Annotated in this window: 21 protein-coding genes; 1 reads left to right on the top strand and 20 read right to left on the bottom strand. The window is 39.9% G+C overall.

Translation table 11 applies throughout. The features are described 5' to 3' along the window. Positions 1 to 4 precede the first annotated feature (4 nt). The 9 genes from spoVAE to PQ478_RS06975 form a co-directional block, all read right to left on the bottom strand. Positions 5 to 355, bottom strand: a complete 351-nt coding sequence (gene spoVAE / locus PQ478_RS07015) for a stage V sporulation protein AE (protein WP_289236274.1) — start codon at positions 353 to 355, stop codon at positions 5 to 7. Then, a complete protein-coding gene (gene spoVAD / locus PQ478_RS07010; RefSeq protein ID WP_289236273.1) occupies positions 355 to 1365 on the bottom strand; it encodes a stage V sporulation protein AD in 1011 nt (336 codons plus the stop codon). The genes spoVAE and spoVAD overlap by 1 nt, the downstream gene beginning before the upstream one ends. Positions 1366 to 1378: 13 nt before the next feature. Beyond that, complete coding sequence (gene spoVAC, locus PQ478_RS07005; RefSeq protein ID WP_289236272.1) at positions 1379 to 1834, bottom strand: stage V sporulation protein AC; 456 nt, start codon at positions 1832 to 1834, stop codon at positions 1379 to 1381. 13 nt (positions 1835 to 1847) lie between these two features. Beyond that, entirely contained in the window at positions 1848 to 2261 is a 414-nt protein-coding gene (locus PQ478_RS07000; protein ID WP_022627045.1) for a stage V sporulation protein AB, read from the bottom strand. Continuing rightward, positions 2251 to 2910, bottom strand: a complete 660-nt coding sequence (locus tag PQ478_RS06995; RefSeq protein ID WP_075683508.1) for a stage V sporulation protein AA — start codon at positions 2908 to 2910, stop codon at positions 2251 to 2253. The genes PQ478_RS07000 and PQ478_RS06995 overlap by 11 nt, the downstream gene beginning before the upstream one ends. Before the next feature lie 151 nt (positions 2911 to 3061). Next, a complete protein-coding gene (gene sigF, locus PQ478_RS06990; protein WP_012958378.1) occupies positions 3062 to 3832 on the bottom strand; it encodes an RNA polymerase sporulation sigma factor SigF in 771 nt (256 codons plus the stop codon). A 12-nt stretch (positions 3833 to 3844) separates the two neighbouring features. Beyond that, positions 3845 to 4285, bottom strand: coding sequence for an anti-sigma F factor (gene spoIIAB, locus PQ478_RS06985; RefSeq protein ID WP_012958377.1), 441 nt, complete (start codon positions 4283 to 4285; stop codon positions 3845 to 3847). Position 4286: 1 nt separating this feature from the next. Beyond that, positions 4287 to 4637, bottom strand: a complete 351-nt coding sequence (gene spoIIAA / locus PQ478_RS06980) for an anti-sigma F factor antagonist (RefSeq protein ID WP_012958376.1) — start codon at positions 4635 to 4637, stop codon at positions 4287 to 4289. Between the two features lie 182 nt (positions 4638 to 4819). After that, complete coding sequence (locus tag PQ478_RS06975) at positions 4820 to 5980, bottom strand: D-alanyl-D-alanine carboxypeptidase family protein (protein WP_289236271.1); 1161 nt, start codon at positions 5978 to 5980, stop codon at positions 4820 to 4822. Positions 5981 to 6510: 530 nt separating this feature from the next. Between PQ478_RS06975 and PQ478_RS06970 the strand changes: the two genes are divergently transcribed. Continuing rightward, the gene (locus PQ478_RS06970) at positions 6511 to 7296 is read left to right on the top strand and encodes an alpha/beta hydrolase family protein (RefSeq protein WP_289236270.1); all 786 of its coding nucleotides are present in this window, start codon (positions 6511 to 6513) and stop codon (positions 7294 to 7296) included. A gap of 80 nt (positions 7297 to 7376) precedes the next feature. On the opposite strand, the gene PQ478_RS06965 is transcribed toward PQ478_RS06970, so the two are convergent. From PQ478_RS06965 to deoB, 11 genes are all read right to left on the bottom strand, one after another. Further along, positions 7377 to 8600 carry a dicarboxylate/amino acid:cation symporter gene (locus PQ478_RS06965; RefSeq protein ID WP_289236269.1) on the bottom strand — a complete coding sequence of 408 codons (1224 nt, stop codon included), beginning with the start codon at positions 8598 to 8600 and terminating at the stop codon, positions 7377 to 7379. Positions 8601 to 8610: 10 nt separating this feature from the next. Continuing rightward, positions 8611 to 9819, bottom strand: a complete 1209-nt coding sequence (locus tag PQ478_RS06960; protein WP_289236947.1) for a threonine synthase — start codon at positions 9817 to 9819, stop codon at positions 8611 to 8613. 139 nt (positions 9820 to 9958) lie between these two features. Beyond that, complete coding sequence (locus PQ478_RS06955) at positions 9959 to 10429, bottom strand: thioredoxin family protein (RefSeq protein ID WP_289236268.1); 471 nt, start codon at positions 10427 to 10429, stop codon at positions 9959 to 9961. Positions 10430 to 10431: 2 nt separating this feature from the next. After that, positions 10432 to 10857 carry a disulfide formation protein C gene (locus PQ478_RS06950; protein ID WP_289236267.1) on the bottom strand — a complete coding sequence of 142 codons (426 nt, stop codon included), beginning with the start codon at positions 10855 to 10857 and terminating at the stop codon, positions 10432 to 10434. A gap of 90 nt (positions 10858 to 10947) precedes the next feature. Continuing rightward, the gene (locus PQ478_RS06945) at positions 10948 to 11436 is read right to left on the bottom strand and encodes a metal-dependent hydrolase (protein WP_289236266.1); all 489 of its coding nucleotides are present in this window, start codon (positions 11434 to 11436) and stop codon (positions 10948 to 10950) included. A gap of 136 nt (positions 11437 to 11572) precedes the next feature. Continuing rightward, on the bottom strand, positions 11573 to 12424 hold the full coding sequence (locus tag PQ478_RS06940; RefSeq protein ID WP_289236265.1) for a patatin-like phospholipase family protein: 852 nt from the start codon (positions 12422 to 12424) through the stop codon (positions 11573 to 11575). A 147-nt stretch (positions 12425 to 12571) separates the two neighbouring features. Then, positions 12572 to 12994, bottom strand: a complete 423-nt coding sequence (locus PQ478_RS06935; protein WP_075683499.1) for an organic hydroperoxide resistance protein — start codon at positions 12992 to 12994, stop codon at positions 12572 to 12574. Positions 12995 to 13108: 114 nt separating this feature from the next. Further along, positions 13109 to 14410, bottom strand: coding sequence for a pyrimidine-nucleoside phosphorylase (locus PQ478_RS06930; RefSeq protein ID WP_289236264.1), 1302 nt, complete (start codon positions 14408 to 14410; stop codon positions 13109 to 13111). Positions 14411 to 14445: 35 nt separating this feature from the next. Next, complete coding sequence (locus tag PQ478_RS06925; RefSeq protein WP_289236263.1) at positions 14446 to 15273, bottom strand: purine-nucleoside phosphorylase; 828 nt, start codon at positions 15271 to 15273, stop codon at positions 14446 to 14448. A 452-nt stretch (positions 15274 to 15725) separates the two neighbouring features. Beyond that, positions 15726 to 16544, bottom strand: a complete 819-nt coding sequence (locus PQ478_RS06920; RefSeq protein ID WP_022627030.1) for a purine-nucleoside phosphorylase — start codon at positions 16542 to 16544, stop codon at positions 15726 to 15728. A gap of 18 nt (positions 16545 to 16562) precedes the next feature. After that, a complete protein-coding gene (deoB, locus tag PQ478_RS06915; RefSeq protein WP_289236262.1) occupies positions 16563 to 17741 on the bottom strand; it encodes a phosphopentomutase in 1179 nt (392 codons plus the stop codon). Between the last annotated feature and the right edge of the window lie 2 nt (positions 17742 to 17743).

The following is a 17743-nucleotide window of genomic DNA, read 5'->3' as shown; positions in this document are numbered from 1 at the left end:
ACCTTCACCCCCTCGGCTTAAAAACTAAAGCAACTAAAAAACTAAATAAAATTGCTGATGATATACCAACAGATGTCACTTCAAAAATGCCCATCCCAACACCAAGAAACCCAAATCTCTCACCTTCTGCCATTGCCCCGTGAACGAGCGAATGACCAAAGCTTGTAATCGGGACGGTCGCACCCGCCCCTGCAAAGTCAATTAAACGGTCATATAAATGGAAGCCGTCGAGCAATGCACCGAGTACTACCAAGGCGCTTAATGTATGAGTAGGAGATAATTTCCCTACATCTAAGAGAAGCTGCCCTATAATACAAATAACCCCCCCTACAATAAAAGCAATGACATATTCCATCAGCTATCCTCCTCTAGCTCAAATGACACAGCATGGGCAATACAAGGAATGGTTTCTTTTTGCTGAATCATTAAAGGACTTAATAAAGCGCCTGTTGCGACAACTAAAAGACGTTTAATGATCCCTCTCTCCATCTCCTTCATTAGATAGCCAAATGTGACAACAGCAGGGCAACCTGCTCCGCTGCCTCCTGCAAAAACAGGCTGCTCCTGATGATAGATCATGATTCCACAATCTTCGTAATTATTTCCTAAGGTATATCCTTCATCATCTACTAGCTTGCGCAAAATCGAACTTCCTACACGTGATAAGTCACCCGTAACGATCAAATCATAGTAGGAAGGATCCCTATTTGTATCCTTAAAATGATTGATTAAGGTCTTAGCTGCAGCCGGGGCCATTGCCGATCCCATATCAAGAGGATTAGTTACTCCCATATCTACTACTTGTCCGATTGTTGCTTGCCTAACACGAATCGCGCTCGGCTGATTGCTAAGAATTGCTGCTCCTGATCCTGTTACTGTATAACTAGCTGTCTCTGGTTTCTGTCCGCCAAATTCAGTCGGATATCTAAACTGTCTTTCAGCTGTTGAATGATGACTGCTTACTGCAACAAGAGCGTTTGAGACGTAATGGCTGTTAATCAAAACAGCTGCTACGGCCACAGCTTCCATTACAGTGGCACACGCGCTGAACATGCCGAGAAAAGGAATATTCAGCTGTCTAGCGGAATAATTAGAGGTAACAATTTGATTAAGAAGATCACCTGCCAACATCACATCTATATCTTCTGGCTTCATATTTACTTTTTCTAGACTTATTCGAACAGCCTCTTCCATCAAAGCCCTCTCAGCGAGCTCCCAATTCTCTTTATCGCAGTATAGACTATCAAAAACCTTATCAAAATTAGCTCCAAGCGGTCCTTCGCCTTCTACCGGTCCAACTGCTGTACCAGCGGCCTGAAGGTATACCGGCTGATTAAACTGCCAAGTCGTTTTTCCTAATCTCATAAAAGTGGCTCCTTTATTGAATAAGCATCTGAACAAGCAATCGAGTGAGTCCGACTACATAAGCTGATAACACTCCAAAAGCAATCACAGCGCCTGTTAACTTGAACATGTTCGCCCCGATCCCAAACACCAGTCCTTCACTTTTATGTTCAAGCGCCGCACTAGTCATCGCATTAGAAAATCCGGTAACCGGAACAAGCGAGCCTGCACCTGCAAATTGTCCAAGCTTATCATAGACCCCAAATCCTGTTAGAAGAGCCGCTGCTAAGATTAACGTTGCCAAAGTTGGACTCATCGCTTCTTTTTGGGTAAGGTCAAAGATATTCATATAAACATTGTTAATCCATTGTCCTAGTGCACAAATTGCACCCCCGATAATAAACGCCTTAAGACTGTTTGAGAACACCGGTCTTTTTGAATGATATAGTTCAATATTTGCTTGGTACCTTTTTTGTTCATCTGTTAACACATTGCCTCACCTCCTATAAAAACAACCATTGAATGAGCGAGCCTGCTATTTTCCCAAAAACGATAGCCATCATTAATATAACGATTTTCTCTGTGACCCCAATCCTTTTAGCGAGGAGTGGAAAGACATTTAATACTTCTGTTAAAGCGGCCGCAAGCATTCCGACAAACATTCCGCATGCAAGGCCAATAGGAATAAGGAAGATGCTTGGGAGCATAAGGGAAAAGGGAGTAAAACTAGCCCACACACCAGCTTGTGCCCCTAAAATTATCGCTCCTTCATACGCACGAATCGATTGATGAGTCTTCGTTAACTGTGTCATTCTAGGAGCAATTCCTAAAACAGTAAGAAAAGCAACCAATCCGCTTCCAACAGCAATTCCTCCTGCTAGACCAATAAACATAACAGCTACTGCTTCAATAACCATTTCCCTTCCTACCACTCTCTTTTAATACAGTTTGATCTGCGCCATTATGCGGGACTTGTAATTCATCCATAATGACGTATTGATCCAAGTTCTGCTGATAATTAAACATTTCTACTTCAAGGGGACTAGGTTCATCATTAAGTCTTTTCTTGAAAATATGATTAAAAAATAGAATCATCCCGAGTCCAAGACCAATGGAGTACGGAATTTGGAGCAGAAGCGGTTTAGCAATAGTTTTTCCTGTTACTAAATAATAAATTTGACCGTGGACTTCTCTCATGCTTACGTCTTCATGAAAATTCATAATAGCCAGTGCTGCTCCCACAAATAATAAAAACCAGATCAGTGTGACATAGATCATTTTATATGGTTTAGTTTGAACATTTACTTCAATAATTGTCTGTGCGGCACCTACGACTTGAATGCTTAAAGACTTTACGTGAGTATTGATTGCATAAATAACTTGCATAACATCAATAACAACCCGATTCCTATCTTGCTTTGTGATTTGATAAATTGGTATGTGAAGTAATTGGTTCAAACTAGGTTCATTCGTGACGATATGAGCCACATCCCCGACTGTTAATGATTGATTCATATCCGCCTCTATCCGTTGCTTCATTCGAATGTATACCTCAGCATCCCCCATTTTTTTCACCACCCTTAACCATATGAGTTATCACTTAGTATGAGAAAGATCGGAAGAAAACATGCAAGGTACAGAGGGGGGTCTACACTTCCTAGCATCTAGTTTCTTATCGCACAACAAAAAAGCAGCCCAATAGGCTGCTTTCTCACGTCTATATTTGCTCCCCCATGACTTCTTTCATTTGTTCAAGGATCTTTTTTTCTAATCGAGAGACTTGAACTTGGGAAATGCCAAGTCTTGTCGCCACTTCTGATTGCGTTTGATCTTTATAATACCTTAAGAAGACAATCAGCCGCTCTCGCTCATCGAGGTCACGGATGGCTTCTTTTAAAGCAATTTTATCAAACCATTTTGTTTCTGTTTGATCAGCAATCTGGTCAAGCAAAGTGATCGGATCTCCGTCATTCTCATAAACTGTTTCATGTATAGACGTTAACGATCTGCTTGCCTCACCAGCGAATACCACTTCTTCAGGAGTTATCTCAAGCTGTTCAGCAATTTCATTAACAGTGGGCACGCGTCCTAGAGACTTAGTTAATTCATCTTTCATTTTGCGGATTTTATTTCCTAATTCTTTAATAGACCTGCTTACTTTCACTGTCCCATCATCTCGTAAAAAGCGTTGAATTTCTCCAATGATCATCGGAACAGCATACGTTGAGAATTTAACATCATATGAAAGGTCAAATTTATCAACGGATTTAATTAAGCCTATACATCCGATCTGAAATAAATCATCTGCTTCATACCCACGGTTCATAAACCTTTGTACAACCGACCACACGAGTCTTGTGTTGCGGTTTACAATCAGATCACGCGCTTGTTGGTCACCTTCCTGACTTCGGGCAATGAGCTCCTTGACCTCTTTATCAGAAAAGTGAGCTTCCTTTTTCTTCTTTACTTGTTTTACCTCGACATCCATAGGCAAAACTCCTTAATTGCAAATCGCTTTGCTATTAGTTAAGTGCTTTTTCAAATAAACCGTCGTACCAATCATCGGCTCAGAGATGACCTTAATTTCATCCATAAAGTTCTCCATAATCGTAAAGCCCATGCCAGAACGCTCAAGCTCAGGCTTCGTTGTATAAAGAGGCTGTCTGGCCTCTTCGATATCTTCAATTCCCATACCTTCATCTCGAATCGTTAATTCAATGACTCCGTTATCAAGAGTGACATGAATAAAGACCATACCTTCTGGTTTATTATGGTACCCGTGAATGATGGAGTTAGTAACTGCTTCTGAAACAACCGTTTTAATTTCTGTCATCTCATCCATCGTAGGGTCAAGCTGAGCAATAAAAGCGCCAACGGTTACACGTGCGAATGATTCATTTTCGCTTAAGGCAGAAAAGGTTAAATCCATTTGATTACGCATATTAGGCCACCCCCAATGTCTTTAATGCAAATTGTTCATTTTCCTCAAGACGGATGATCTTGAACAATCCTGACATCTCAAACAAACGTTTAACTGCTGGTGAAATGGCGCAAACGACCATCTCTCCTCCATTTGCTTTCACTTGTTTGTAGCGTCCAAGTATCACTCCTAGTCCTGAACTATCCATAAAAGACAGCTGTTCAAGATTAAGAACAATATGCTTGACACTCGCATCGGTTAGGTGACCTTCTACTTGTTTACGTAATTTTTCAGCAGTGTGATGATCAAGCTCGCCTTCAAGTCTAACGAGCAGCACACTTCCTTTTCGCTCTAAATCCATCACTAAACTCATTCGATCACTCCCTCTAAGTCTCACATACAGGACCCCCTGTTTGTTTTGCTAGAGAGAATTTCGCCTTTTTCCACTCCTATACCTGCCATATGACAAAACTAGTTTACATTCGTAAAAAGTAGTCTTCATTCGCCTAATTAGACGATCTAATTCCACCATACGATTAAATTCAACTATGCGATTTATTTGCCGCTAAATTTCGATAAGACGTTTTTAAATAACTTCCACCAAGAAGCATCCATTACATCATCACCGGCAACAAGCGATGTTTCACTTAGAACTTCTCCAGCTCTTTCGATATATAAGGTTCCAACTGTATCTCCTTTAGCAAGGGGAGCATGCAATTGCTCATCGATTTCCATACGCTCTGTCACATCATCAATCGATTCGCCTTTTTTCGTTAAAATTGAAACAGATTCAGAGGTTTGTACAGGAATTTGATTTTTATCCCCTTTACTAACCTTCACTTCAGCTAAAATATGGTCTCTCTCATACAGTTTATGTGTTTTAAATTGACTAAACGAATAATCAAGCATCTCTGTAATTTGAGCGTTTCTTTCTTTCGGAGTAGGTGCTCCCATAATCACAGAAATGACACGCATATCGTTCTTTTGGGCTGTTGCTGTTAAACAATACATTGCTTCTCTTGTAAAACCTGTTTTAAGACCGTCAACTCCAGGATAAAACTTTACAAGCTTGTTCGTATTCACGAGCCAAAACTTATTTTCTGAATCCTGTCTTAAGTAATCTTCATAAATTCCGGTGAATTTTGTGATATCTTCATACTTGAGCAGCTCTTTTGAGATCATCGCTAAATCATACGCCGTAGTGTAGTGATTTTCTGCAGGTAATCCGTTAGAGTTCATAAAGTTTGTATTTTCTAGTCCCAATTCTTTTGCTTTATCATTCATCATTGAGACAAATTCCTCTTCCGTACCTCCAAGGTGTTCAGCCATTGCTACTGATGCATCATTACCTGAGGCAACAGCAATCGCTTTTAACATATCAGTAACCGTCATCTCTTCACCTGGCTCTAAAAACACTTGAGAACCACCCATTGATGCCGCGTTTTCACTCGTGCGAATTTTATCATCGTAGGAAAGAGAACCTTCATCAATGGCTTCCATAATTAAAAGCATAGTCATAATTTTTGTCATACTAGCAGGGGGAAGTTGATCGTGGCTGTTTTTCTCGAATAACACTTCTCCTGTATCCCGCTCAATTACAATAGCTGATGAAGCATTTTCTGCTAAACTAGCCTGCTTTTCAGCTGCATATCCCATTGGTGCTGCCAACGTACATACAAGTACGATAGCTAATAGTGTAGATAAGACTTTCCGCATCCCATCCGACCTCCATCTCATCATTTTCATAGTCCTCTTAAGGAAGCCTCAAAAAACAAGATGTCCCTAAGTTTGCTACCCACCATTTTTACCAATCTTTTCTTTTTTATACATGTTCGATCAATAATAACTAGGTAAATAATCAAATTTAAAAAGCCTTCCAGAAAGGAAAGCCGCAAAATCTTTTCCCTGCTTTGAATGTAAATTATGTCCTTTATGGTTTAGGAGGCAGGAGTATAGATTGTAGGTACTTTAGGATGTTCTTTCAAGACTTCAAGGCCAGTCCTTGTATTCTCTTTTATCTCTTACATTCTAAAACCACCTAAATTTAGATAAAGACTAATTTTATTCTATATAAAAGAGACTTGCACCAATAAAATGGTGCAAGCCTCGGTAGCCTTCTCAGCAAAGACCTTTTAAGTAATTATTCATTATTCCGACAAAACCACCCGGAAAAATTAGAATTTTTATTGTTATTTTGCGTTGTACTCTTTATAATAAACTAAATAACACAAAGGAGCGTGAGACGGATGGCAAGCAAACATATTACCATTCCTGCAGGTGAGTATCATTTATCGGCCGCAATACATACACCTGAACAATTGTTTGAGAAAGAAGCACCTGCCCTCATTTTTATTCATGGGTTTGTGGGCAATAAAATTGGTGAACACAGAATGTTTGTGAAAGCCGCACGCTACTTCAGTTCTTTAGGCTATATTTGTGTAAGATTTGATTTTAGCGGCTGTGGTGAAAGTAATGGCCATTATAAAGATGTTACTGTAACAAAGAAAGTAGACGAGCTTAAATCAGTGATTTCATATACTATGGAACTAGAGGGTGTAGACCCTAATCGTATATCTCTTGTAGGTCATAGTTTAGGGGGCGCAGTTACAGCATTAACCTCACCAACAATCCCTCAACTTAATCAAGTTGTTCTTTGGGCACCTGTTGCTAGACCATATGATGATATTGTATCCATTACTACGGAGGATGCGGTTATGTCTGCTAAGAAGAATGGTGTCTATGATTACCAAGGCTTTGAACTTAGTAAATCTTTCTTTGAAGACTTAAAGCGTCATGATCCTCTAACTTCTATTTCAACTTTTAACGGCTCTGTACTTATCATTCACGGTGATGAGGACCAAGAAGTTCCAAAATCCAATGCTGATGATTATGTTACTGCCGCTATAGATGCAAATCGTATTTTTATAGATAAAGGAGACCATACCTTTTCAAGCCATGCTTTTGAAAATAGACTATTCAATGAAACGGCAGTATGGTTGTCAAAAAGGGTGAAAACTACAGTCAATATTTAAGAAGGACTCTACTATACATGTAAATACCATCGCCCTAAAACAATAACACCCTGTACCTAAGACGGTACAGGGTGTTTCTTCTATGAAGCAAGCTCATTTGCTTCAATAGGTTTGTTCTTATTCTCAGAACGATCAATGACAACCGAAGCTGCTGCATCACCTAAGATATTCGTTCCTGTTCTAAACATATCTAGAATACGATCAATCGCCGCTACTAAAGCAATGCCTTCAATCGGAAGTCCAGCAGAGCTTAAAACCATCGCAAGCATAATCAGACCCGCACCTGGCACCCCTGCCGCACCGATAGATGCTAGAGTAGCCGTCAGCATAACAGTAAAGATCTGCAGCATTGTCAGCTCAATCCCATAAAATTGAGCAATAAACAATACTGCGATCCCTTGATAAATCGCCCCTCCGTCCATATTAATTGTGGCACCAAGAGGCAGAACAAAACTGCTCGTTTCCTTTGATACGCCGACCCTCTCTTGTGCATTTTTTAAGGTAACAGGAAGCGTCGCTGCACTGCTTGATGTTGTAAATCCAACGAGTGCTGCAGGAGCCATCCCTTTGAAGAAATGAAGGAGGCTGGTTTTACCAAGTGTTTTCACAGCTAAACCGTAGACAATCAGAACATGCAGCATACACGCCACAGCGACAGCTAAAATGACCTTCCCTAAAGGAAGCAGCACAGCTAAACCATAATTACCTACTATAGGAGCCATAATCCCGAAAACACCTATAGGAGCAAGCTTCATAATAGCACCAGTAATCTTTAATAATACATCTGCAAAGCCTTCAAAGAAGCGACGTACAGGGATTGCTTTCTCTCCTACAATTGTTATACCAATTCCAAGAGCCGCTGCAAAAAAGATAATCTGCAGAATATTTTGTTCAGCAAGAGCTGCAAATGGGTTGGTTGGAATGATATTAAGTAAAGTGGTGACAACACCTTCTGTTTCATTCACCTCAACTGAGCCTGTTGCAGGCGGTTCAATATTAAGCCCCTCCCCAGGAGAGAACAAAAAGCCAATAGCAAGACCTAATGATACGGCAATTAATGTGGTAGTTAAAAAGAATCCAACTGTTTTTGCGCCGAGTCTAGCTAGTTTTTTCCCGCTGCCAAGACTTGCAATTCCTGTAACAAGGGTCGCTAAAATGAGCGGTGCAATCACAAATTGAATTAGTCGTAAGAAAAAGGTACCAAGCGGACTGACAACTTCTGCTGAAGAACCAAATATCGACCCGACGATGATAGCTAAAACAAATGCCAATAAAATCTGAGTTAGCAATGATGGCCTTTTCATCTTCATCCCCCTATAATCGTTCTGTTTTTGAGCGGACAGCCACATTCATCGGAACCGTCTCAGGATACTTGATTCCCATGCCTGTGTTTAAGCATATGACGGTTTCATTTTCTTTAATCCATCCATCTTGACGTAATTTTTTTGCAGCCGCAAATGTTGCAGCCCCTTCAGGACAAATAAATGCCCCTTCTCGTTCGGCAATATGATGCTGCTCTTGTAAAAGATGTTCATCTGACACTGCAATTGCACAACCATTCGTTTCATAGATCGCTTCAAGAACTAAAAAGTCACCAAGTGCTTTAGGCACATTTATTCCAAAAGCTGCAGTTACAGAGTCATTCCAAAATTCAGAATCTTTATTTCCTGCTTCAAATGCTTTAACAATTGGTGCACATCCCTCTGCCTGAACAGCTACAAGCCTAGGAAGCTTTTCTTTTTCTATCCAACCAATTTCGGCTAATTCCTTAAGTGCTTTGTATATTCCGATTAAGCCGACTCCTCCTCCAGTTGGGTACAAAATCACATCAGGGAGTTCCCAATTCAATTGTTCAGCTATTTCAAGCCCCATTGTTTTTTTACCTTCAATTCGGTAAGGCTCTTTTAATGTTGAAACATCAAACCAGCCATATTCATTTACAGCTTCACCTACTAATTTACCTGCGTCACTAATTAAGCCGTCAATCACTTTCAAATCAGCGCCAGCCACATGAACCTCTTGTCTCGTAATCATCGGGGCATCTTTTGGCATAACGATATGGCTTTTAATTCCTGCTCTCGAAGCATACAATGACCAAGCTGCTCCTGCATTACCGTTCGTAGGCATAGCAAGCTCTTCTACACCAAGTTCTTTTGCTTTAGATACACCCACTGCTGAACCTCTTGCTTTAAACGAACCTGTGGGGATTAACCCTTCATCTTTCATCAATAATGTTGTAATTCCATACTCTTCACCGAGCTTACCCATAGAAAGTAATGGAGTCATCCCTTCTCCTAAAGAAACGATGTTCTCTTTCTTTTTTACTGGCAGCAATTCATGATAACGCCATAAATTAGGTTCTCTATGTAGTAAATCTTCTTTTTGCCACTTTTCTTTTAATGAGTTGTAATCATAACTTACTAGTAATGGTGAACCACATGTACACAAATTATTTTTTTCATCTGCAGAATAGGCTCCAGAACATTTCGGACAATATAAATGACTCACATAACTAAAACGCACCCTCATCCATCCCTTCTTTTAAAACCAACTAAACAACTTTGTTTTATAAGTTTATTTGATCGTTCATTCATTTGTCAATATATTCATACTTTTCTTTACATAAAAAAACCGATCAACAATTAGCTGATCGGTCACACTATTAATTATTGACGTTTCGTTCGAAAAACGCTCTATATTCTTCATCTGGGGCGCTGCCTACAATTCTGTCAACCTCTTCACCATTCTCAAAATGGACAATTGTTGGAGTGGATTCAATTCTATAATCAGAATAACCATCCTCAAATTCAGTTAGGTTGTATTGAACAAGTTCTACTCCCAATTCTTCACTGATCGGTACAAGCCTTGGTGTTGCCTCCTTACAATAAGGACAAGTAGAGCTATAAAAATACACCGTTACATCTCCATTATCTTCAAGGATCTCCTCAAGCTCATCTGGCAAAATGACATTTTGATAGTTTGGATCGTTCATTAACTCTGCCGTTGCTGGAGCGATGCGTTCTTTTCCAAATGGATTACCCTCTGCTAGCTGTGATTGTTTCATAGAATTAACGACTGCTAATAACCCAAATAATATGACAATAATGCCACCAAAAATAAGAACCTTCTTCATATCTACTCTCTCTCCTTAGTATTACGAATGATGATTAAGCTGCATAAAGCAATAATCGTAAATGCTGTTAAAGCTAAAAACGGTATCGTTACAAAACCAAACCAATTAATATACTGCCCGCTGCATGGGACTCTCCCGCAAGAAGGGACAGCATCCTGCAAGAAAGGGAGCTTTTGGTTTGCGTAATGATAGGAGGAAACAAGAATCCCTATAATCGAAAAAATGAAAGAATAAATAGCAGCTGTTGTATCTCTTCGTATAATCCCAATAAGCAAAATAATCACAAGCGGGTACATCAATATACGTTGATACCAGCACAACGAACATGGCTCAAATTGACGTATTACCGAGAAGTAAAGGGAACCAAGCATCGCAGTAAATGAGGTAAGCCACGCAAAGATTAATATATTTTCTATTTTTTTAGTCAAACCTAGTACCCCCTTCTTTCACCTATGAAAATTACTTTACCACAAAAGCGAAGAAAGAAGAGTGAACGAATTGTTAAAGATAAAGTAAAACTACAGCCATCCTTTAAGAGTATCGAGTGAATAAATGACAACATAAAGAGACAAAGCTAAAAATAAGACTCTCTCGAAAGCTCCACCGGTTCGAATGAAGAACGGAAGACGCACCCGAAAGTCTAGTGGATAGAATAATCGTACTCCCCTCACTGTACTTGCATCTAAAATAATATGACTAATCATACCTACAATTAATCCATCTCGTATCATCGTATACTCTGCAAAAAAGATATGAAAAATCAATGCCCATATTCCTAAAAAAAGCAGACTGTGAGTGAGCGTCCGATGACCGAATATAGATGAGATGGCTCTAGATAAAAGAGGAAGCCGCCTTCCAATTTTAGAGTGGATATGGCATATATCAGGGATTAGCGCTCCAGCCATCCCCGCAACATAATAAAGCGGTGTTCCGCTATGAGGCAGCAAAAAAGTATCTGCTGCCATACATAATGCAAGCCCTCCGGCTACATGTGTTTTTCCTGTCATATGTATAAAGCTCTCTTTCTAATGAAAATCAAAAAAGAAACATCTGTTCTTATTTGTATTATTCTAGAATATCATAGAGATGCCTATCTAGAAAGAGAAAGATAAAAAAGCTAGAACAATTTGTCCTAGCTTTGCATTACTTGGCTAACCACCGTTCCAATTTATTCATCTCGCTCAGCATATCCTCTGCACCTTCATTATAGAGAGCGGCGAGCCTTTCTTTGTTCTTTTCTAGCCTTGAGACGCGGACGGGCATTTTGGGTCTAATAACAAACGCTTCACCACTTGCCTCCATCTCTTCAATTCGTTTTAACGTTTGATTGTACCGTTGATAACGTGTGAGCATGGTTTGCAAGAAAGCTGGATTGTTTCTGAATTGCCATTTTGCAAAACGCGTAAATTTCATAGGGGTTTTTTGATACCCTTTATTTTGAGTTAGAACAATCACATGCTTTTGATGTCCTTCTTCTATGGAACGTTTTATTGGAATCGGATCTGCTACCCCGCCATCAAAAAACACATCATTTTTGTATGTAACAGGCGGTGCGAGCATCGGGATACTGCTAGATGCCTTCAAAACAGTCAAAAGATCTTCTTTTGGTAAATGTTTATCGAAGTAGTAAGGCTCACCTGTATCTAGTTTCGTCGTTACAATGGTGAATGTTTGAGGAGAATCTTTAAACGTATCAAAATCAAACGGTTCAAGCTCGTTAGGAAGTGTATTAAAAATAAAATCCCAACCAAAAATTGATTTCGTTTTCACTAAGTTTTTGAAACTTAAATATTCCGGCCGATCAATATAATCAATATTCACTTTACGATTTCTATCAATTTGCTTAGACACATAAGATGACCCATTACACGCTCCAGCAGAAACTCCTATCACATGAGGGATTTCAACTTCATGTTTCATCAGAGCTTCAAGCACACCAGCTGTGTAAACAGCTCTCATTCCGCCGCCTTCTAAAACAAGACTAACACCATTCATAAACAGTCACTCCTAAAACATAATGGGCTCTTTCTTATCTGCCACCATTGTATCTTAAATTTGAAAATAATGGTATCTTTTTGCTTGTTTCAGATTTTTGACGTTCAACCAAAAAGCCCTTCATCTAAAAAGATAAAGGGCACTGGATTACTCTGCTTTTACATTTAAATTAATATCGACATTACCGCGCGTCGCTTTAGAGTACGGACAAAACTCATGAGCTTTATGTGTCAATTCTTCCGCTGTAGCTTGAGAGACGCCTTTAATAAATACATTTAACGTAACTCCAATTTTAAAGCCATCATCTGATGGATCCTTTAACAGACTTACTTCTGCTTCAATTTCAGAATCAATGTCTTCATTGGATTTTTTAGCCATTAAGTTAAGTGCTCCGTCGAAACAAGCGGCGTAGCCTGCTGCAAATAATTGCTCAGGATTCGTTCCGTCCTTATCAGAATTGCCTCCTGTCGGCATAACCAGCTTATGGTCAATCACACCATTATTAGAGGTTACATGTCCATTTCTTCCATTTTTTGCTTTTGCTTGTGCTGTAAACATTACTTCTGCCATGACGTACACTCTCCTTTTTTGCTACTAAATTGGGTACTTACTTATGTATTAACGTTCTTGTTCCATTTTAAACATAAAAAACAGCCTTTTTATGTAAAAAGGCTGTTTTTAGTCTTAATGAATTTCATCGTAAATTAATGTTGGTTTTTCCACATTGTCACTTGTAATAGAGTACGCATTTAGTACCATGTCAATGACATTTTGCACATCTTCATTGTTACTATGAAGGGTAACAATTGAATCGCCTGCTTCTACTTTATCACCAATCTTTTTATTTAATACAAGTCCAACAGCAAGATCAATTTCAGATTCCTTCGTTGCTCGTCCAGCACCTAATAACATAGCAGCTGTACCGATTTTGTCCGCAACAATGGCAGAAACTGAACCTGATTCTTTCGCTTTAACTTCTATTAAGTGCTTAGCTTTCGGCAGCTTTTCTGGATCATCTACAATAGAAGGATCACCATTTTGAGCCTCAATAAACGTTTTTAATGTTTCAAGAGCCTTACCAGATGAAATCACTTCTTCAAGTTTTTGACGAGCTTGTTGAACGGAACTCGCTTGATCTGCCAAATATACCATCTGGCTTCCAAGCGTCAAGCATAGTTCGCGAAGATCTTCAGGACCCTCCCCGCGCAGCATATCAATCGCTTCTTTTACTTCAAGAGCATTACCGACTGTTAAACCTAGCGGCTGATTCATATCTGAAATGATCGCCATTGTGTTACGGCCAAGGCTGTTACCTATCTCAACCATTGCCTTAGCAAGCTCTTTTGATTGATCCAACTCTTTCATGAACGCTCCAGAACCTGTTTTCACATCAAGAACAATCGCATCTGCACCAGATGCAATCTTCTTACTCATAATTGAACTTGCAATCAACGGAATAGAATTCACGGTTGCTGTTACATCGCGCAGCCCGTAAAGTTTCTTATCCGCCGGTGTTAAGTTCCCCGTTTGGCCAACCACCGCTAATTTATTCTTATTGACTAGTTCAATAAATGTATCTGTTTCAATTTCTACACTGAAGCCTGGAATCGCTTCGAGTTTATCAATCGTTCCGCCTGTATGGCCTAAGCCGCGTCCAGACATTTTAGCTACAGGAACACCAAGTGCCGCTACTAAAGGAGCTAAGGCAATCGTCGTTTTGTCACCCACACCGCCTGTAGAATGCTTATCCACTTTTATACCCTCTACAGCAGAAAGGTCAATTTGATCTCCTGATTTCACCATCGACATCGTTAACTCGGCACGCTCTGCTGTGTTCATATCTTTAAAGAAGATCGCCATTGCAAGTGCTGACATCTGATATTCCGGGATATCTCCTTTTGTATAGCCTTCAATAACGAACTGAATTTCTTCTTTCGATAACTCTAAGCCATCACGCTTTTTCTCAATAATATCTACCATGCGCATTTCTCAAACATCTCCCTCGTCTTAGAGTGCTGCTCTTAAACTTCTACTGTAGAAACAATTTCTTTTACAAGCTTAATGAACTTTGGTTTCGTACGGTTTGCTACTTCCACTACTTCTTCATGAGTGATTCCTTGCAGTTCTTCGCCAATCGCCATATCCGTAATACATGAAATACCAATTACTTTCATACTAGCGTGACTAGCTACAATCACTTCAGGAACCGTGGACATTCCAACTACATCCCCGCCTAAGTTGCGAAGCATAACAAGCTCAGCACCACTCATGTAAGTAGGTCCTGTTACGCCAGCATATACACCTTTTTGAACTTTAATATCTAAGTTATTAGCTGTCTTCTCCACAAATTCAACATACTCAGTAGTGTACGCACTGCTCATATCAGGGAAGCGTGGTCCAAGCTCCTCGAAGTTAGCACCAATAAGCGGGTTATCACCTGTAAAGTTTAGTTGATCCGTAATAATCATTAGATCGCCTGGTTCAAAATTCTTGTTCATACCGCCGCAGGCATTTGTAACAACCATTAATTCAACACCAATTTGCTTCATTACACGTACAGGGAATGTTACCTCTTGCATCGTGTAGCCTTCATAATAATGGAAGCGGCCTTGCATTGCTACGACATCTTTCCCATGAAGCTTACCAATAACAAGCTGACCTGCATGACCTTCAACAGTGGATACAGGGAAGTTAGGAATATCAGAGTAAGGAATCTTAACAGCATCTTCAATCTCATCTGCAAGCTCACCAAGACCAGAGCCTAAGATTAGACCAATTTGAGGTTTTGTCTCGATTTTCCCTTCTAAATATGTAGCTGACTGCTTAATTTTCTCCAACATGTTTTCCATTAAAATCGCTCCTTTAGATGATATAAAATTCATATAAATACTAGCTTTTCTTATGAGGCTATAAATTTGTATTTATCGAGTCGCTTCCGCTTTTCTTGTCCAGTTCCATGATTCAGATAATCGGTGCCTTCACTTTGCCAAACGAAGCAAAGTGCGCTTCTCTTTGTCAAACCTCCAGCCTCCTCATATCTAAACGAATCATTTCACTTTTTTGTCCAGCTGCAACTCTTTGTCCTGCGGGATAAAACGGTGCATCGATTGAAGTCAAAGTGCGACTTCAAATCACTCCCCCTTATTTCTCCGCATGCCAGACCAGTCGCTTCCGCTTTTCTTTGTCCAGTTCCATGATTCAGATAATCGGTACCTTCACTTTGCCAAACGAAGCGAAGTGCGCTTCTCTTTGTCAAACCTCCAGCCTCCTCATATCTAAACGAATCATTTCACATTTCTTCCTACATTTCTTTTACGATGGCTTTTACTAGGGAAAGGAAGTCAGATTTGACTCGTTCTGTCGTTTCCATTACCTCATCGTGTGTTAATGGCTGTGGCAGGATACCTGCTGCCATATTTGAGATACATGAAATACCTAGTACTTCAAGACCAGCATGACGGGCTACAATAACTTCAGGGACCGTTGACATACCGACTGCATCGCCGCCCATTTTACGTATCATGCGAACTTCTGCTGGAGTCTCATAGCAAGGACCTGAATTACCAACATACACTCCTTCTTTCAGTTCAACATTCAACTGAGAAGCTTGTGTTTTGGCAAGTTCACTTAATTCTTTTGAATAGGCATTTGACATATCAGGGAAACGTACACCGAATGCTTCATCATTAGGTCCAATTAGTGGATTTGCATTCATGTTATTAATATGATCAGTGATAATCATTAAGTTTCCTGCTTCAAATGATTCGTTCACGCCGCCTGCAGCATTTGTTACAATAATCTGCTTGACACCGATCTCTTTCATTACACGAACAGGGAACGTGACAACATCCATGCTGTACCCTTCATAGAAATGAAAGCGGCCTTGCATCGCTACAACTTGCTTGCCTTGAAGTGTACCGATAACTAGTTGACCAGCATGTCCAGCCACTGTAGAAACTGGGAAGTTAGGAATTTCGTTATAAGGAATCTTTACAGGATTTTCGATTTCTTCAGCTAGAACACCAAGGCCTGATCCAAGAATTAAGCCAATTGACGGTGTTTCACCCATTTTCTCTTGTAAATACGCTGCTGCTTCTTGTAATGCTTGTTTGTTTACCATTTTTTATCCCCCTATTAATTAAAGATCGCCTAAAAAGCTTGTCCCGTGTTTAGGTAGAGTCACATTAAAGTTATCAGCAATTGTTGCTCCAATATCTGCAAATGTTTGACGAATCCCTAAATCTTTAGCTTCTGTCTGCCCTTTATAGTGCACAAGCAACGGAACATATTCACGTGTATGATCTGTACCTGGATGAGTAGGATCATTTCCGTGGTCAGCTGTAATGATTAATAAATCATTCTCTCTTAACTGAGCAAATACCTCTTCTAGCTGACGGTCAAACTGCTCTAGTGCCTCGCCGTACCCGATTGGGTCTCTGCGATGGCCATACAATGCATCAAAATCCACTAAATTTAAAAAGCTGATTCCTGTGAAATCTTTTGACATCGTCCCAACCAATTTTTCCATCCCATCATCATTTGACACAGTACGAATTGCTTCTGTAATTCCTTCGCCATCGTAAATATCAGAAATTTTGCCGATAGCAATTGAATCTAATCCGCTATCCTTTAATTCATTCATAACTGTACGCTCAAAAGGCTTCAAAGCGTAGTCATGACGGTTCGCTGTACGCTTCCATAAACCTGGCGTACCAATAAAAGGACGAGCAATAATTCGGCCAACCATGTACTTAGGATCGAGTGTCAGCTTTCTTGCTTTCTCACAAATATCATATAATTCTTCAATTGGCACAATCTCTTCATGCGCAGCGATTTGTAAGACAGAATCTGCTGAAGTATAAACAATCAGCGCTCCTGTTTTAACGTGTTCATCTGCTAGTTCATCAAGAATTTCTGTCCCGGAAGCTACTTTATTACCAATCACTTTGCGGCCAGTTTGGCGCTCAAGCTCTGCTACTAATTCTGGCGGAAAACCTTCTGGAAAGACTTGAAATGGTTCTTGGATATTCAGGCCCATAATTTCCCAATGACCTGTCATCGTATCTTTTCCGTTAGATGCTTCCTGCATCTTACCGTAATGAGCGATTGGCTTGTCTACTTTTTCTACCCCATCTATTTCTTTAATATGACTTAATCCAAGGTTTGCCATATTAGGCATCGTTAGTCCATTCATCTTTTCTGCAATATGTCCTAATGTATCAGAACCTATATCTCCAAACCTTGCTGCATCAGGAGATTCTCCGATACCTACTGAATCCATCACAATTAAAAATACACGCTTAAATTGATTGCTCATTT

Origin of the sequence: Alkalihalophilus pseudofirmus, from assembly GCF_029094545.1 — a bacterium.
Lineage (GTDB): Bacteria > Bacillota > Bacilli > Bacillales > Bacillaceae_D > Alkalihalophilus > Alkalihalophilus pseudofirmus.
This window is presented reverse-complemented; position numbering and strand designations above follow the sequence as displayed.

Coding starts and splice junctions, on each gene's coding strand:
- spoVAE (WP_289236274.1), bottom strand. CDS start 355: ATGGAATATGTCATTGCTTTTATTGTAGGGGGGGTTATTTGTATTATA.
- spoVAD (WP_289236273.1), bottom strand. CDS start 1,365: ATGAGATTAGGAAAAACGACTTGGCAGTTTAATCAGCCGGTATACCTT.
- PQ478_RS07000 (WP_022627045.1), bottom strand. CDS start 2,261: ATGGTTATTGAAGCAGTAGCTGTTATGTTTATTGGTCTAGCAGGAGGA.
- PQ478_RS06995 (WP_075683508.1), bottom strand. CDS start 2,910: ATGGGGGATGCTGAGGTATACATTCGAATGAAGCAACGGATAGAGGCG.
- sigF (WP_012958378.1), bottom strand. CDS start 3,832: ATGGATGTCGAGGTAAAACAAGTAAAGAAGAAAAAGGAAGCTCACTTT.
- spoIIAB (WP_012958377.1), bottom strand. CDS start 4,285: ATGCGTAATCAAATGGATTTAACCTTTTCTGCCTTAAGCGAAAATGAA.
- spoIIAA (WP_012958376.1), bottom strand. CDS start 4,637: ATGAGTTTAGTGATGGATTTAGAGCGAAAAGGAAGTGTGCTGCTCGTT.
- PQ478_RS06975 (WP_289236271.1), bottom strand. CDS start 5,980: ATGCGGAAAGTCTTATCTACACTATTAGCTATCGTACTTGTATGTACG.
- PQ478_RS06970 (WP_289236270.1), top strand. CDS start 6,511: ATGGCAAGCAAACATATTACCATTCCTGCAGGTGAGTATCATTTATCG.
- PQ478_RS06965 (WP_289236269.1), bottom strand. CDS start 8,600: ATGAAAAGGCCATCATTGCTAACTCAGATTTTATTGGCATTTGTTTTA.
- PQ478_RS06955 (WP_289236268.1), bottom strand. CDS start 10,429: ATGAAGAAGGTTCTTATTTTTGGTGGCATTATTGTCATATTATTTGGG.
- PQ478_RS06945 (WP_289236266.1), bottom strand. CDS start 11,436: ATGACAGGAAAAACACATGTAGCCGGAGGGCTTGCATTATGTATGGCA.
- PQ478_RS06940 (WP_289236265.1), bottom strand. CDS start 12,424: ATGAATGGTGTTAGTCTTGTTTTAGAAGGCGGCGGAATGAGAGCTGTT.
- PQ478_RS06935 (WP_075683499.1), bottom strand. CDS start 12,994: ATGGCAGAAGTAATGTTTACAGCACAAGCAAAAGCAAAAAATGGAAGA.
- PQ478_RS06930 (WP_289236264.1), bottom strand. CDS start 14,410: ATGCGCATGGTAGATATTATTGAGAAAAAGCGTGATGGCTTAGAGTTA.
- PQ478_RS06925 (WP_289236263.1), bottom strand. CDS start 15,273: ATGGAAAACATGTTGGAGAAAATTAAGCAGTCAGCTACATATTTAGAA.
- PQ478_RS06920 (WP_022627030.1), bottom strand. CDS start 16,544: ATGGTAAACAAACAAGCATTACAAGAAGCAGCAGCGTATTTACAAGAG.
- deoB (WP_289236262.1), bottom strand. CDS start 17,741: ATGAGCAATCAATTTAAGCGTGTATTTTTAATTGTGATGGATTCAGTA.